Source organism: Allobosea lupini (assembly GCF_900109525.1).
GTDB classification, from domain to species: domain Bacteria; phylum Pseudomonadota; class Alphaproteobacteria; order Rhizobiales; family Beijerinckiaceae; genus Allobosea; species Allobosea lupini.
The window spans coordinates 622,384-637,178 of record NZ_FOAN01000002.1; the positions used below are offsets into that span (position 1 = coordinate 622,384).

Consider the following 14,795-nt stretch of genomic DNA (forward strand, 5'->3'; position numbering starts at 1 on the left):
GATTCGTCCGGAGCGCGCCCCCTCTGTCTCGGGACCTGAGAGATTTCCCCGCCGGGCCGAAGCCTTGGGCGAGTTACCCCCGTCGGTGGGCGGGCTTCAAAAGCCAGCCTCTTTCCAGAGCGCCAATTCCCACGCGGTCCGTTTGCCTGAGCGTTTCCGGGGCGGTTGCGCCTTCGGCGCCGGGTCCGGACAAGTCCGGTCCCGGTCTCTCCCGCGGGGATGATGCGGCTGAGCCAGCAATAGACGAGCGAGGAGCCGAGTCAATCGGCCCGCCCGCGTGAATTTAGGGCAGCGTGCCGCCTATCTGCGCCGGCGCCGGGCCGGCTCGCCTCCGCCGCCCGGATTCAGGCCGACGATGATCTCGACCTCGCCGGACCCTGCGGGAACCGAGATGTTGCTCTCGACATGCGAGAAATCGGCACCGGTCTGGCCACTGGGGATGGCGCCGCCGACGCGGGAACTGCGGCGCGCGATCACCTGGTTGTTGCGCATCACCTGCGTGTACAGCGTCGCGCCATAATTGCCGGGACTGCCGGCCGGTCCGATCAGGATACGCCCTTCGACGCCGACCTTGAGAGTGAAGGCGCCATCCTTGCCGATCGGCGTGCATTCACGCGCGACCGTGTTGATCGAGACCTGGCTGCGCAGGCTGCTGCTGTCCTGGCCCGACTGGGCACGGATCGCCGCGCCACCATCGGAAATGATCACCTGCGGGCAGATGAAGTTCGCCTCGTCATCCTGCGGCAGCTGGTCGACCGGCGGCGGGGTGGTCGACTGGAACATCAGGATATTGCCGAGCTTCTGCGTGGCGCTGGGCTCGCCGGTGCTCGACGATCCGGAAGAGCCGCAGCCGGCAAGCGCAAACGCAAGGCCGGCGGGCAGAATGAACCGGCCGAAACGGCCAGCAAAGCGATCAATCACGGCAAAGCCTCCACACCAGGGCCGAATCCGTTGAGCGAAACCGGGATTCCGACCCCTTCCTCCGGCGTCTGAAACACGATGAATGTGGCGCTCTTACCAGTCTTGAGCTGGCCGAGCAGCGTATCGTCCATCACCACCTCGGCGACGCAGCCGGTGGTCAGGCAGCGCACGAAGCCGGCGCGGCCAATATCCTTGTCGTCGATCTTGAGACCGAGGCCGGAGGGGAGCAGGACGCCAAGCGGGGCGACGACGCGCAGCAGACGGCTCTTCTGGTCGGCCGTTTTCAGCACGATGACGAGCAGCGTCAGATTCGGGCGGTCCTCGGCGGCGACGTTCTGAACGAGCGCGCATTGCTCGGCCTTGGCGCCGGGGGGCGTCTCGCAGCGCATCTGCCAATCGCCATGGGTGGAACGTACCGCGCCTTGCGCCTGGGCCGGCGTGGCCGAGAGCCAGCCGCAGCCGATGACGGCGAGCGCCGCGGCCACGGGACCGATCAATGAGCGCATCCCTGTCATCCTCTCCTTAAAGGTGTGGGAATGTGCGCACACCCACACCGAAACGGCGCCCCCGCCACGCGAGAATGCGTTCCGACCATGCGTCCCGATTCCTGTCAAGGCGAAGGATCACGTGCGTCCGCGCGGCAGACTCGTGGCGGACTCGTGGCGGACTCCCTGCAAACAGCGCAGATCGACCGCCCGACACCCATGCGCTCGTCGCGTACTTATGCCGCACGGGCTGCGTCACAGCCTTTCATTGCCCCACTGGCGCAAGCGTGATCTTTGATTTATCGCAATGCCGAAGAACCGGGCCGGTCAGACGTGGCCGCCCCGGCGCGCGCCTGTCTTAAGCTGACGAAGGCGGATCGCGCGGCATCAAAGGAGCTATGTCGGACCGATGCGATTTGTGACCACTCCTCTCAGGAACGCGCTGGCGGCCCTTGCTGCTGCCCTGGTAGCGTTTTCGCCGGCCGTCGCATCGGCCCAGAACGGCATGCCGCAGCCGTGGGAGATCAATCTCCAGCCGGCCAATTCCGAGGTGATGACGTTCATCCACTGGTTCCATGACTGGGTGAACGTCCTCATCTTCATCATCACGCTCTTCGTGCTTGGTTTGCTGATCTACGTCGCCTGGCGCTTCAACGAGAAGCGCAACCCGGTCGCCTCGAAGACGACGCACCACGCTCTGCTCGAGGTCGCCTGGACGATCGTCCCGGTCCTGATCCTGGTCGTGATCGCCATTCCTTCGTTTCGCCTGCTCAAGCTGCAGCTGGAGATTCCGCAGGCCGACATGACCGTGAAGGTCACCGGCAAGCAGTGGTACTGGTCCTATGAGTATCCGCAGGACGGCGGCAGCTTCGGCTTCGATTCGCTGATGCTCGACGAGAAGCAGCGCGCCGAGGCAATCTCGTCGAAGAAGATCGCCGAGGCCGAGGCGCCGCGCCTGCTCGCCGTCGACAACGAAGCGGTGGTGCCGGTCGGCAAGATCGTGCGCGTGCAGGTCACCGGCGCCGACGTCATCCACAAGTTCGCGCTGCCCGCCTTCGGCGTGAAGATCGACGCCATCCCCGGCCGCCTGAACGAAACCTGGTTCAAGGCCGATCGCGAAGGCATCTTCTACGGCCAGTGCTCGTTCATCTGCGGCCAGAACCACGCCTTCATGCCGATCGCCATCCGCGTCGTCAGCCAGGAGCGCTACACGGCCTGGCTCGCGGAAGCGAAGCAGAAGTTCGCCAATGCGGCCGACGCCACCAGCAAGGTCGCCGAAGCGACCCGCTGAACCCGACATTCTTGAAAGAACTCACGCGAAGCGCATTCGCAGGAGGAGACGAAATTCATGGCTACCGCGGCTCCCCACGCCCACGGGCACGACGACGCCCACGCCCACGAGCACCACACCCCGACGGGCTGGCGCCGCTGGCTGCTCTCGACCAACCATAAAGACATCGGCACGCTCTACCTGATCTTCTCGATCATCGCGGGCCTGATCGGCGGCTTCCTGTCGATCATGATGCGCATCGAGCTGCAGCAGCCGGGCCTGCAGATCTTCGCCAACGGCCAGAGCTACAACGTCTTCGTGACCGGCCACGGCCTGATCATGATCTTCTTCATGGTCATGCCCGCCGTGATCGGCGGCTTCGGCAACTGGTTCGTGCCGCTGATGATCGGCGCGCCGGACATGGCCTTCCCGCGCATGAACAACATCTCGTTCTGGCTGACGGTCGCGGGCCTGATCCTGCTGCTGATCTCGATGTTCGTCGAGGGCGCCCCCGGCGCCAAGGGCGTCGGCACAGGCTGGACGATCTATCCGCCGTTCTCGTCGGCAGGCCACCCCGGCCCGTCGGTCGATTTCGGCATCCTGTCGCTCCACGTCGCCGGTGCGGCGTCGATCCTGGGCGCGATCAACTTCATCACCACCATCCTGAACATGCGCGCGCCTGGCATGACTATGCACAAGATGCCGCTGTTCGCCTGGGGCGTCCTGGTCACCGCCTTCCTGCTGCTGCTGGCGCTCCCGGTCCTTGCCGGCGCGATCACCATGCTGCTGACCGACCGCAACTTCGGCACGACCTTCTACGATCCGGCCGGCGGCGGCGATCCGGTGCTCTACCAGCACCTGTTCTGGTTCTTCGGCCACCCCGAAGTGTACATCATGATCCTGCCGGCCTTCGGCATCGTCAGCCACATCATCTCGACCTTCTCGAAGAAGCCGATCTTCGGCTATCTCGGCATGGCCTACGCCATGGTCGCGATCGGCGTTGTCGGGTTCATCGTCTGGGCCCACCACATGTACACGGTCGGCCTGTCGCTCAACACGCAGCGCTACTTCGTCTTCGCGACGATGGTGATCGCGGTGCCGACGGGCGTGAAGATCTTCTCCTGGATCGCGACGATGTGGGGCGGCTCGCTCCGCTTCACCGCGCCGATGGTCTGGGCGATCGGCTTCATCTTCCTGTTCACCGTCGGCGGCGTCACCGGCGTGGTGCTGGCCAATGCCGGCCTCGACCGCTCGCTGCACGCGACCTACTACGTGGTGGCGCACTTCCACTACGTGCTGTCGCTCGGCGCGGTGTTCGGCATCTTCGCGGGCTTCTACTACTGGTTCCCGAAGATGAGCGGCTACATCATCCCGGACTGGATCGGCCGCCTGCACTTCTGGGTCGCCTTCATCGGCGCGAACCTGCTGTTCTTCCCGCAGCACTTCCTCGGGCTGTCGGGCATGCCGCGGCACTATGTCGACTATCCCGACGCCTTCGCCCACTGGCATTTCTGGTCGTCGATCGGTTCGTACATCTTCGCGGCCGGCCTACTGGTCTGGCTCTACGGCATCGTCGTCGCCTTCACCAAGAAGGAGCTCGCCGGCAACAATCCGTGGGGCGAAGGCGCCACCACGCTGGAGTGGACCCTGTCCTCGCCGCCGCCGTTCCACCAGTTCGAGACGCTGCCGCGCATCACCGGCTCGGACCACTGAACACACCGGCGGCGGGCCAAAAGCCCGCCGCCGCCCCTCCCCCGAGCGCCTGATCCAGGGCGTTCCGGAGACGGGCGGATCCCGCAAGCGACACCCGATTGAGGTGTCTTCGAACGTTGAAGTGAACGAGTTTCGATGTCTGCTGCCTTCGATCAGATCACCCAGGCTGACGACGGCGTCTCGCTGAGTTCCCCCGGCGAGGCGCAGGACTTCTTCGCGCTGCTCAAGCCGCGGGTGATGTTCCTCGTGATCGTGACGGCGCTCGGCGGCATGGTCGCGGCGCCGGGCACAGTCAATCCGGTCATCGGCCTTGCTGCGCTGCTGGCGATCTCGGTCGGCGCCGGCGCCTCGGGCTGCCTCAACATGTGGTGGGACGCCGATATCGACGCGGTGATGGCGCGTACCGCCAACCGGCCGATCCCCGCCGGCCGCATCCTGCCGTCAGAAGCACTCGCCTTCGGGCTGACGCTTTCGATCGGCTCCGTGCTGGTGCTCGGCCTCGTCGCCAACCTGCTTTCGGCAGCGATGCTGGCCTTCACGATCTTCTTCTACGCCGTCGTCTATTCGATGTGGCTGAAGCGGGCGACGCCGCAGAACATCGTCATCGGCGGCGCCGCCGGCGCCTTCCCGCCGATGATCGGCGAGGCCGTCGTCACCGGCGATTTCGGCCTGACCTCGATCGTCCTGTTCGCCATCATCTTCCTGTGGACGCCGCCGCATTTCTGGGCGCTGGCGCTGGTCAAGTCTGGCGACTACGCCCGCGCCGGCATTCCGATGCTGCCGAACGTCGCCGGCCCGGCCGCGACGCGCCGCCAGATCGTCGCCTATACGCTGGTTCTGGCCCCGGTCGCTGTGCTGCCGGCGCTGATGGGCTTCGGCGGGTTGATCTACCTGATCGTCTCGGTCGTCACCGGCCTTGCCATGATCGGCCTGTCGCTGCGCGTGCTGCACGTCACCGAGGGCGAGCCGGCCAACAAGGCGGCCTATGCGCTGTTCGGCTTCTCGATCCTCTATCTCTTCCTGCTCTTCGCCGTACTGCTGGCCGAGAACGGCCTCGGCCTGATGTGGGCCCTGCCCAAGGTGCTGGGATGAGCCAGGGCCCGCAGGACAGGAAGCAGCCGCCGGCGGCGTTCTCGCCGGAGGACATGGCCAGGCGCAATCGCCGCTCGATTGCGCTCGCGCTCGTGCTCGGCGGCCTCGTGGTCTTCTTCTTCATCGTGACGCTGGCCAAGACCGGGCCGGCGATCCTCAACCGGCCGCTGTGACGCGATGAGCACCGCCTCCCGCAACCGCCGCACCGTACTGGCCTGCAGCGCCGCCGTCATCGCCATGACCGGGCTCTCCTTCGCCGCGGTGCCGCTCTACAACCTGTTCTGCAAGGTCACGGGCTTCGCCGGTACGCCGATGGTCGGCACCGCCGCCACCGGCAAGACCAGCGAGCGGATCGTCTCGGTCGCCTTCGACGCCAATGTCGCGCCCGCGCTGGGCTGGCGCTTCGAGGCGGAGAAGACCGAGATCAGGGCACAGGTCGGCGTGACGCAGACGGTGTTCTACAAGATCACAAACACGTCCTCGCGGCCGATGACCGGGATCGCGACCTACAATGTCCAGCCGAACCAGTCGGGCGCCTATTTCGTCAAGATCCAGTGCTTCTGCTTCACCGAGACGACACTGCAGCCAGGCGAAACCCTGGAAGCGCCGGTTGTGTTCTACATCGATCCCGAGATCGAGTTGAACCGCGAGCTCGCCAGCCTGAAATCGATCACCCTGTCCTACACCTACTTCCCGTCGAAGAACGGGCAGCCGGTGGCGGAAACCAAGGGTGACGGCAACCAATCGAAACTATAAAGCTGCGCGACAAGCGCTGCACTTCTACGGACGCGGAGACTTAAGCACGATGGCCGGGGCTCATACCAAGAACCACGACTACCACCTCGTCGATCCGAGCCCGTGGCCGATCGTCGGCGCCGCCAGCGCGACCATCATGGCGATCGGCGCGGTGATGTGGATGAAGGCACTGCCGCTGCTCGGCATGAACATCGGCCCGCTCGTGTTCGGCGTCGGCCTGCTCGGCGTGCTCTACACCATGCTCGCCTGGTGGATGGACGTGACCCGCGAGGCCGAGCGCGAGGGGCATCACACCCGCGTGGTGCAGCTGCACCATCGTTACGGCATGATGATGTTCATCGCCTCCGAGGTGATGTTCTTCGTCGCCTGGTTCTGGGCCTATTTCGACGCGAGCCTGTTCACCGGCGAGCACATCCAGTTCGCCCGCGCCGAGTTCACCGGCGGGCACTGGCCGCCGAAGGGCATCGAGACCTTCGACCCCTGGCATCTGCCGCTGCTCAACACGCTGATCCTGCTGACCTCCGGCACGACCGTGACCTGGGCGCACTACGCCCTGATCCAGGGCGATCGCAAGAGCCTGAAGCAGGCCCTGTGGCTGACCGTGATCCTCGGCATCCTGTTCACCCTGTGCCAGGCCTACGAGTACTCGCACGCCGCCTTCGCCTTCAAAGGCAACATCTACGGCGCGACCTTCTTCATGGCGACCGGCTTCCACGGTTTCCACGTCATCATCGGCACGATCTTCCTGGCGATCTGCCTGTGGCGCGTCTATCTCGGCCACTTCAAGCCGGACCAGCATCTCGGCTTCGAGTTCGCCGCCTGGTACTGGCACTTCGTCGACGTGGTCTGGCTGTTCCTGTTCGCCTCGATCTATGTCTGGGGCGCCGGGGCGCCTGCGGCACACTAGCACTCGGGCCGGAAGCGGCCGCGAACCTTCAAAAAGGGGCGGCCGCGAGGCCGCCCTTTCCGTTTGAGGAGACCGCCATGGCGCAGCCGCAGATCACTCCGCCCTCGCCCTATGCGACGGGCCTGACCGGTCGCTGCCCGCGCTGCGGCGAGGGCAAGCTATTCGACGGCTACCTCAAGCTGAAGCCGCGCTGCGCCGCCTGTGGGCTGGACTTCGCCTTCGCCGATTCGGCCGACGGGCCGGCGGTGTTCATCATGCTGATCGCGGGCTTCTTCGTGCTCGGCCTCGCGCTCTATGTCGAGATCGCCTACACCCCGCCGATCTGGCTGCATCTCCTGCTCTGGCTGCCGCTGGCGCTCGTCGCCTGCCTGGGGCTGCTCAGGCCGATGAAGGGGCTCGCAGTCGCCCTGCAATATGCCCACAAGGCCGAGGAAGGCAGGTTGAAGAAGTGAGCGAGTCCGCGTCTCCCACGCCCCGGCCGAAGCTGCTGCTGCCGGCGCTCCTGACCGTCGTCGGCGTCGGCGTGCTCTTCTATCTCGGTGCCTGGCAATGGCAGCGTATGGACGAAAAGCGCGCCTTCATCACCCGTCTGGAGACGCAAGCCGCAGGCTCCGCTGCCCCGCTGCCGCCGGCGAGCGACTGGCCGCGGCTCGACCTCGCAGCCGTCGATCTCACAAGGGCTGTCGCCAAGGGCAGCTATCTCGACGGTATTGCCGGCGTGCGCACGACGATCGCCGCCGGTCCGCCCGGCTCACGCCAGCTCTCCGGCTTCGGCCGCTGGGTCTTCCAGGGTTTTCGGCTGGAAGACGGCGCGACCATCCTGATCAATCGCGGCTTCGTGCCGGAGGCGCGTTTTAGCGCCATCACGCCGGCGAGCGGCCAGGCGACCGTCACCGGCTTCCTGCGCATCCCGGAGGCTCGCAACAGCTTTACCCCCGCCGATCTGCCACAGCAGCGCGAGTTCTACACGCGAGACCCCGCAGCGATTGCCGCATCTCTCGGCCTGCCCGCAACGGCGCCGTTCTATCTGGAGGCCGAACGCCAGGGCGACGGGCTGACCCCGCCGGCCGGGGTTGATGCCAGGGAGCTGATCGCCCGCATCCCGGACAACCATCTGCAGTATGCGCTGACCTGGTGGGGGCTGGCGCTGACGCTGATCGGGGTGTTCGGCGCTTATGCCTGGCAGGCGCGGAGGCCGACGCAGAGCGGCTAATCAGCCTTTGCTTTTGCCCTCCCCCGCCAACGGGCCTATAGGATCAGCACGCCATCCGAGATCAAGAACCGTGCTGCATATTTCGACCCGCGGCGAAGCGCCGTCTCTCTCGTTCGCCGACGCGCTGCTCGCCGGACTTGCCCGTGACGGCGGCCTCTATCTGCCGCAAGCCCTGCCGCGTTTCAGCGCGCAGGAGATCGCCGGCTTCGCCGGCAAGCCCTACGCCGAAGTCGCGGAGCGCGTCCTCGGCGCGCTCGCCGATGGCGACATCGCCGCCGATGCGCTGAAGGCCATGATCAGCGAGGCCTATGGCACGTTCCGCCATCCGGCTGTCTGCCCGCTGGTCCAGCTCGGGGACAACCTGTTTTCGCTCGAGCTCTTCCATGGCCCGACGCTCGCCTTCAAGGATGTGGCGATGCAGCTGCTCGGGCGGCTGATGGATCATGTGCTGGCCCAGCGCGGCGAACGCGCCACCATCGTCGGAGCGACCTCGGGTGATACCGGCGGCGCCGCGATCGACGCCTTCAAGGGGCTGGAACGCGTCGACGTCTTCATCCTCTATCCGGAAGGCCGCGTCTCCGACGTGCAGCGCCGGCAGATGACCACGGTCGAGGCGGACAATGTCCACGCCATCGCGGTCGAGGGCACCTTCGACGACTGCCAGAATCTGGTGAAGGCGCTGTTCAACCACCACGCCTTCCGTGACGAGATCCGGCTCTCCGGCGTCAACTCGATCAACTGGGCAAGGATCGCGGCGCAGGTCGTCTACTACTTCACCGCGGCGGTTGCGCTCGGCGCGCCGCACCGGCCCATCTCGTTCGCGGTGCCGACCGGCAATTTCGGCGACATCCTCGCCGGCTGGATCGCCAAGCAGATGGGGCTGCCGATCGGCCGGCTGATGGTCGGCACCAACAGCAACGACATCCTGGCGCGCACGCTCGAAACCGGCATTTATGAGATGCGCGGCGTCGCGGCGACGAGCTCACCCTCGATGGACATCCAGATCTCCTCGAATTTCGAGCGGCTGCTGTTCGAGGCGCATGGGCGAGACGGCGTCGCCGTGCGCAGGCTGATGCAGTCGCTGGCGCAGTCCGGACGCTTCGAGATCGCTCCTGAGCCACTCGCCCGTATCCGCACCGATTTCGATGCGGTCTCGCAGGACGAGGCCGCGATCGCGGCCGAGATCGGCATCACCTGGCGCGAAGCCGGCTATCTGCTCGACCCGCACAGCGCGATCGGCGTCGCTGCCGCCCGCAAGCTGCTTGCGGCCGATCCGGCCACGCCGGTCGTCGCGCTCGGCACCGCCCACCCGGCCAAGTTCCCGGCCGCCGTCGCGGCGGCGAGCGGCGTGACGCCCGCTCTCCCTGAGCATCTCGCCGACCTGATGGAGCGCAAGGAGCGCTTCAGCCTGCTGCCGAACGACCAAAGCAAGCTCGAGCGCTTCATCGCCGAGCGGGCACGGGCCGTCAGGAGTGCTGCGGCATGACGGCAGCCAAGACGCTCAAGGCCAAGATCGAGAAGCCCGTGAAACCAGGCGAAGCCGGCCACGACCCGGCCGTCAGCCTGACGACGCTGCCGTCGGGCCTGCGCATCGTCTCCGAGCACATGGCCCATGCCTCGACCGTGTCGCTCGGCATCTGGATCGGGGCCGGCGCACGGGACGAGCTGCCGCATGAGCACGGCCTCGCCCATCTGCTCGAGCACATGGCCTTCAAGGGCACGGCCCGGCGCACCGCCTTGCAGATCGCCGAGGAGATCGAGAGCGTCGGCGGCGACCTCAACGCCGCGACCTCGGTGGAATATACCTGCTACACCGCCCGCGTGCTCGGCCAGGATCTGCCGTTGGCGGTCGACATCCTCGCGGATATCCTGACCCAACCCTCGCTCACCGAGGAGGAGCTGGCGCGCGAGAAGGGCGTGATCCTGCAGGAAATCGGCGCCGTCCAGGATACGCCGGACGACCTCGTGTATGACCGCTTCCTGCAGGCCGCCTTCCCGGAGCAGCCGCTCGGCCGGCCGATCCTCGGCACGGCGGAGACCGTGAAGAGCTTCACGCCCGAGGCGATCCGCGCCTATCTCGACCGACACTACCATGCCGGCAACATGGTGCTGGCCGCAGCGGGTGCGGTCGACCATGACGAGTTGGTCGCGCTGGCGGAACAGGCGCTCGCAGCGCTGCCGGCACGGCCCGCAAACGCTCCCGCGGCGCGCACGCCGGCGGCCTATCATGGTGGCGAAGCCCGCATCGACGGCGACGAGGAACAGGTACACATCGTGCTGGGTTTCCCCGGCAAGCCGTTCACCAACGGCGTCCACTATCCGCTGCAGATCTTCTCGGCCGTGCTCGGTGGCGGCCTGTCATCGCGCCTCTTCCAGGAGGTGCGCGAGCGCCGCGGCCTCGCCTATGCGGTCGATGCCTTCCACTGGCCCTTCTCCGATTGCGGCGTCTTCGGCATCAGCGCGGGCACCGCGCCGGAGGATGTCGGCGAGCTGGTCGAGGTCGCGCTCGACTGCCTGAGCCAGGCTGCTCGCGACGTCAGCGAAGCCGAGGTCGCCCGGGCCCGGGCGCAGATGAAGGTCGGCCTGCTGGCCTCGCTCGAAAGCCCTGGCGGCAAGCTCGAGCAGATGGCGCGACAAGTGCTGGTCTTCGGCCGGGCGATCCCGCGCGAGGAGCTGGCGCGCCGGCTCGACGCGGTCAGCCTCGCCGATGTGCGGGCGGCCGGTCAGGGCCTGCTCGACGGCGTGGTCACGGTCGCGGCCGTCGGCCCGCTCGACGGTCTTGCCCCCGTGACAGCCTTGCGCGCGCTGCTGGCGCGAGCCGCCTGACTCCAATGGCTCTCTTCCGCTTCGCCACCGACCCGCCGGCGCGGCCGCTGATCAGGACGCAGAACCTGATCCTGCGTGCTCCGCTCGCCGGCGACTATTCGGCCTGGGCGAATCTGCGGATGGAGAGCCGCGACTTTCTCACCCCCTGGGAGCCGATCTGGACCGAAGACGATCTGTCCCGAGCCTCGTTCCGCCTGCGGGTGAAGCGCGCGGCCCGCGAGATCGCGACCGACGAAGCCTATTCCCTGTTCGTCCTCGACGCCCGCTCGGAGGCGCTGCTCGGCGGGCTGACGCTGGGTCTCGTCCGGCGCGGTGTCGCCCAGGCCTGCACGCTCGGCTACTGGATGGGCCAGCGCCATGCCGGCAAAGGCCACATGACCGAAGCAGTGCGCGGCGCACTCGACTTCGCCTTTTCCGAACTCGCTTTGCACCGCGTCGAAGCCGCCTGCCTGCCGCATAACGAGCCCTCGCGCCGGTTGCTGGAGCGCGTCGGCTTCACCCGTGAGGGCGAGGCGCGCGGCTACCTGCGCATCAACGGCGCCTGGGCCGACCACCTGCTCTACGGCATGCTTGCCGCGGAGCTGCGCCGCCCTGCCGAAACCGATCGCAAGCTGTGAACAGGCCGGCACTGCCTTGCCCTCGCCACGTCGCGCCGATACCACTGACCGTCACGCCTGAAGACTGTCCCGCAGAGCCCATCTTGTCAGCGACACCACGTTTCCTCCGGTCCGGCATTGCCGTCCTCGGCCTCCTGATGCTGGCACTGCTTTCGCTGCTGCGGCCGGCACTGGCGGTCGAGGCCCAGCGCGTGCCGCTCGACGTGCCCGTACTCGACCTCACCGACGTGGTCGAGCGCAACAAGGCCGATGGCGACGTCATCCAGATCTCGACCGCGCCGGGGGCCGACGGCATCGTCCGGCGCATCGCCGTGCGGGCGCGCGAATCCGGAGCGCGGCCGGACTGGATCGTGTTCGCGCTGACCAATGATTCCGACGAGCAGATCGACCGGCTGCTGGTGGCGCCCTTCCATCGCCTGATCGGCTCGGGCGTGGTCTGGCCCGATCTCGGCGACCGCCGCATCGAGGCGATCACCGCGAGCCAGGGCCTGCGGCCCGAGCGCGAGGAAGCGCCCGACGCCGACATCTTCCAGATCACGCTCGACCCCGGCACCACCGTGACCTTCGTCGCCGAGCTGAAGTCGCCGAACCTGCCCCAGCTCTATCTGTTCGAGCCGGAGGCCTATCGCCAGAAAACCAACGGGCTGACGCTCTACAAGGGCATCATCATCGGTATCGCCGGCCTGCTCGCGCTATTCCTGACCATCATCTTCGTGGTCAAGGGTGCGGTGATCTTCCCCGCCGCAGCGGCGCTGGCCTGGGCGGTGCTGGCCTATGCAGGGCTCGATTTCGGCTTCTTCCAGCGCATCTTCCCGCTGACGCCGGCGATCGAGCGAATCTACCGCGCCGGCGCCGAGGTGGTCCTGGCGGCGACGCTGGTCGTCTTTCTCTTCGCCTATCTCAACCTGTCGCGCTGGCATGTGCGCTACAGCCATATCACCATCGTCTGGATCCTCGGCCTCGCCGGGCTGGTCGGACTTGCGGTGTTCGATGCGCCGATGGCGGCCGGTATCGCCCGCATCTCGATCGCGGCGGTGGCGACGATCGGCTTCGTGCTGATCCTGCACCTCGCCACCCATGGCTATGAGCGGGCGGTGATGCTGATCCCGACCTGGTTCCTGCTGCTGGTCTGGGTGACCGCGGCCAGCTTCACCGTGATCGGACAGGTCACGCGCGACCTCGTGCCGCCCGCCCTGATCGGCGGCCTCGTACTGATCGTGCTGCTGATCGGCTTCACCGTGGTGCAGCATGCCTTCGCCGGCGGCGCGCTGGCGCAGGGGCTGGTCTCCGACACCGAGCGACGCGCGCTCGCGCTCTCCGGCTCGGGCGACCTCGTCTTCGACTGGGATGTTTCTGCCGACAAGATCTTCGTCTCGCCGCAGGCCGAGATCCTGCTCGGCCTATCCAAGGGCGCGCTCGAAGGCTCGGCCGCGCGCTGGCTCGAGCACATGCATGTCGCCGACCGCGACCGCTACCGCGTCTCGCTCGACGCTGTGATCGAGCAGCGCCGCGGCAAACTGCAGCTCGATTTCCGCCTGCGCGCCGCCAATGGCGCCTATCACTGGTTCAGCCTGAAGGCCCGGCCGGTGATCGGCTCGGATGGCGAGGTCATCCGCGTCATCGGCACGCTCGCCGACGTCACCGAGCAGCGCACCGCCCAGGAACGCATGCTGCACGATGCCGTGCACGACAACCTGACCGGCCTGCCCAATCGCGAGCTGTTCCAGGACCGGCTCACCGCCGTGTTCGGCTTCAGCCGCGCCGACGACGCCATCCGCCCGACGGTGATCGTCATCGACATCGACCGCTTCAAGCAGGTCAACGAATCCGTCGGCTTCTCGGCCGGCGATTCGATCCTGCTGACGCTGGCGCGCCGCCTCGGCCGGCTGCTGCGGACGCAGGACACGCTCGCACGCATCGGCGGCGACATCTTCGCGATGATCATCGTCTCGGAGAGCGATCCCGAGCGTATCCTCGCCCTGGCCGAGCTGATCCGCCGCGCCGTCTCGACGCCGATCACCTTCGCCGAGCGCGAGATCGTATTGACGCCCTCGATCGGCCTTACCCTCTTCGACGGCACACCGACCGCACGCAAGGACGACGCGCTGAAGAATGCCGAGCTCGCCATGGCGCATGCCAAGAACCAGGGCGGCAACCTCGTCGAGGTCTTCGTTCCGGCGATGCGCAGCGACCGCAACGACCGGCTCGCGCTCGAAAGCGACTTGCGCCGGGCGATCGAGCGCGGCGAGATCCAGGTGATGTACCAGCCGATCGTCAGGCTGGAGGACCGGACCATCGCCGGCTTCGAGGCGCTGATGCGCTGGGACCATCCGCGCGAGGGCCGCCTCTTGCCGCAGGACTTCCTGGCGATCGCAGAAGAGAGCGGGCTGATCGTCGATCTCGGCGTCTATGTGATGGACCGCACCGCGCGCGAGCTCGCCGCCTGGCAGGCCGCGCTCGAGGTCGAGCCGCCGATCTTCGCCAGCGTGAATGTCTCCAGCCGCCAGCTGCTGCGCCACGATCTGCTGAAGGACGTCAAGGCCGTGCTGGCGCGCCGGCGCGTGCTGCCGGGCACGCTGAAGCTCGAGATCACCGAGAGCCTGGTGATGGAAAACCCCGAATATGCCGCGCAGATGCTCAGCCGCATCCGCGATCTCGGCGCCGGCCTGTCGCTCGACGATTTCGGAACGGGGTATTCCTCGCTGTCCTATCTGCAGCGCTTCCCCTTCGACACCATCAAGATCGACCAGAGCTTCGTGCGCCAGATGGGGAACGGCAAGCCGCCGGTGATCCTGCGCTCGATCGTGCAGCTCGCCGCCGATCTCCAGATGGACGTGGTCGCCGAGGGCGCCGAGACCGAGTCGGACGCGATCGAGCTCTACCAGCTCGGCTGCCAGTACGCGCAGGGCTACACCTTCGGCCAGCCGATGACGGCGGCGGAGGCGCGGCGATTGGTAGGGGCGTCGAGCTCGTCCTTCGAGGCGGCGTGAGCTGC

The 14,795-nt window shown here is 67.0% G+C and carries 14 protein-coding genes and 2 riboswitches; of the genes, 12 read left to right on the forward strand and 2 right to left on the reverse strand.

The window, feature by feature from the left end; genetic code table 11:
- Positions 1-21: 21 nt before the first annotated feature.
- Positions 22-120, reverse strand: a riboswitch (glycine riboswitch).
- A gap of 4 nt (positions 121-124) precedes the next feature.
- Positions 125-224, reverse strand: a riboswitch (glycine riboswitch).
- A gap of 76 nt (positions 225-300) precedes the next feature.
- Positions 301-921: a hypothetical protein gene (locus tag BMZ21_RS08510; RefSeq protein ID WP_091831818.1), complete on the reverse strand. Its 621-nt coding sequence runs from the start codon at positions 919-921 to the stop codon at positions 301-303.
- A complete protein-coding gene (locus BMZ21_RS08515) occupies positions 918-1,427 on the reverse strand; it encodes an invasion associated locus B family protein (protein ID WP_244543751.1) in 510 nt (169 codons plus the stop codon). The genes BMZ21_RS08510 and BMZ21_RS08515 overlap by 4 nt, the downstream gene beginning before the upstream one ends.
- A gap of 388 nt (positions 1,428-1,815) precedes the next feature.
- Here BMZ21_RS08515 and coxB point away from each other — a divergent pair, with 388 nt between their 5' ends.
- From coxB to BMZ21_RS08570, 12 genes are all read left to right on the forward strand, one after another.
- Positions 1,816-2,697 (forward strand): cytochrome c oxidase subunit II, encoded by an 882-nt coding sequence (gene coxB / locus BMZ21_RS08520; RefSeq protein WP_091831822.1) that lies wholly within the window; start codon positions 1,816-1,818, stop codon positions 2,695-2,697.
- A gap of 57 nt (positions 2,698-2,754) precedes the next feature.
- Positions 2,755-4,389, forward strand: a complete 1,635-nt coding sequence (gene ctaD / locus BMZ21_RS08525; RefSeq protein ID WP_091831824.1) for a cytochrome c oxidase subunit I — start codon at positions 2,755-2,757, stop codon at positions 4,387-4,389.
- A gap of 135 nt (positions 4,390-4,524) precedes the next feature.
- Complete coding sequence (locus tag BMZ21_RS08530) at positions 4,525-5,481, forward strand: heme o synthase (RefSeq protein WP_091831826.1); 957 nt, start codon at positions 4,525-4,527, stop codon at positions 5,479-5,481.
- Entirely contained in the window at positions 5,478-5,654 is a 177-nt protein-coding gene (locus BMZ21_RS30305; protein ID WP_167561570.1) for a hypothetical protein, read from the forward strand. The genes BMZ21_RS08530 and BMZ21_RS30305 overlap by 4 nt, the downstream gene beginning before the upstream one ends.
- A gap of 4 nt (positions 5,655-5,658) precedes the next feature.
- Entirely contained in the window at positions 5,659-6,237 is a 579-nt protein-coding gene (locus BMZ21_RS08535) for a cytochrome c oxidase assembly protein (protein WP_091831828.1), read from the forward strand.
- A 49-nt stretch (positions 6,238-6,286) separates the two neighbouring features.
- On the forward strand, positions 6,287-7,144 hold the full coding sequence (locus BMZ21_RS08540) for a cytochrome c oxidase subunit 3 (protein WP_091831830.1): 858 nt from the start codon (positions 6,287-6,289) through the stop codon (positions 7,142-7,144).
- A gap of 77 nt (positions 7,145-7,221) precedes the next feature.
- Positions 7,222-7,596: a DUF983 domain-containing protein gene (locus BMZ21_RS08545; protein WP_091831832.1), complete on the forward strand. Its 375-nt coding sequence runs from the start codon at positions 7,222-7,224 to the stop codon at positions 7,594-7,596.
- On the forward strand, positions 7,593-8,357 hold the full coding sequence (locus BMZ21_RS08550) for an SURF1 family protein (protein ID WP_091831834.1): 765 nt from the start codon (positions 7,593-7,595) through the stop codon (positions 8,355-8,357). The genes BMZ21_RS08545 and BMZ21_RS08550 overlap by 4 nt, the downstream gene beginning before the upstream one ends.
- 70 nt (positions 8,358-8,427) lie before the next feature.
- Positions 8,428-9,843, forward strand: coding sequence for a threonine synthase (gene thrC, locus BMZ21_RS08555; protein WP_091831837.1), 1,416 nt, complete (start codon positions 8,428-8,430; stop codon positions 9,841-9,843).
- A complete protein-coding gene (locus BMZ21_RS08560; protein ID WP_091831839.1) occupies positions 9,840-11,183 on the forward strand; it encodes a M16 family metallopeptidase in 1,344 nt (447 codons plus the stop codon). The genes thrC and BMZ21_RS08560 overlap by 4 nt, the downstream gene beginning before the upstream one ends.
- Before the next feature lie 5 nt (positions 11,184-11,188).
- Complete coding sequence (locus BMZ21_RS08565; RefSeq protein ID WP_091831841.1) at positions 11,189-11,800, forward strand: GNAT family N-acetyltransferase; 612 nt, start codon at positions 11,189-11,191, stop codon at positions 11,798-11,800.
- A gap of 137 nt (positions 11,801-11,937) precedes the next feature.
- On the forward strand, positions 11,938-14,790 hold the full coding sequence (locus BMZ21_RS08570) for an EAL domain-containing protein (protein ID WP_091831843.1): 2,853 nt from the start codon (positions 11,938-11,940) through the stop codon (positions 14,788-14,790).
- Positions 14,791-14,795 lie beyond the last annotated feature (5 nt).

What these genes read in the sequence shown, in the direction of transcription:
- BMZ21_RS08515 (WP_244543751.1), bottom strand. Translation starts at nt 1,427, where the DNA reads ATGCGCTCATTGATCGGTCCCGTGGCCGCGGCGCTCGCCGTCATCGGC.
- coxB (WP_091831822.1), top strand. Translation starts at nt 1,816, where the DNA reads ATGCGATTTGTGACCACTCCTCTCAGGAACGCGCTGGCGGCCCTTGCT.
- ctaD (WP_091831824.1), top strand. Translation starts at nt 2,755, where the DNA reads ATGGCTACCGCGGCTCCCCACGCCCACGGGCACGACGACGCCCACGCC.
- BMZ21_RS08530 (WP_091831826.1), top strand. Translation starts at nt 4,525, where the DNA reads ATGTCTGCTGCCTTCGATCAGATCACCCAGGCTGACGACGGCGTCTCG.
- BMZ21_RS30305 (WP_167561570.1), top strand. Translation starts at nt 5,478, where the DNA reads ATGAGCCAGGGCCCGCAGGACAGGAAGCAGCCGCCGGCGGCGTTCTCG.
- BMZ21_RS08535 (WP_091831828.1), top strand. Translation starts at nt 5,659, where the DNA reads ATGAGCACCGCCTCCCGCAACCGCCGCACCGTACTGGCCTGCAGCGCC.
- BMZ21_RS08540 (WP_091831830.1), top strand. Translation starts at nt 6,287, where the DNA reads ATGGCCGGGGCTCATACCAAGAACCACGACTACCACCTCGTCGATCCG.
- BMZ21_RS08545 (WP_091831832.1), top strand. Translation starts at nt 7,222, where the DNA reads ATGGCGCAGCCGCAGATCACTCCGCCCTCGCCCTATGCGACGGGCCTG.
- BMZ21_RS08560 (WP_091831839.1), top strand. Translation starts at nt 9,840, where the DNA reads ATGACGGCAGCCAAGACGCTCAAGGCCAAGATCGAGAAGCCCGTGAAA.
- BMZ21_RS08565 (WP_091831841.1), top strand. Translation starts at nt 11,189, where the DNA reads ATGGCTCTCTTCCGCTTCGCCACCGACCCGCCGGCGCGGCCGCTGATC.
- BMZ21_RS08570 (WP_091831843.1), top strand. Translation starts at nt 11,938, where the DNA reads ATGCTGGCACTGCTTTCGCTGCTGCGGCCGGCACTGGCGGTCGAGGCC.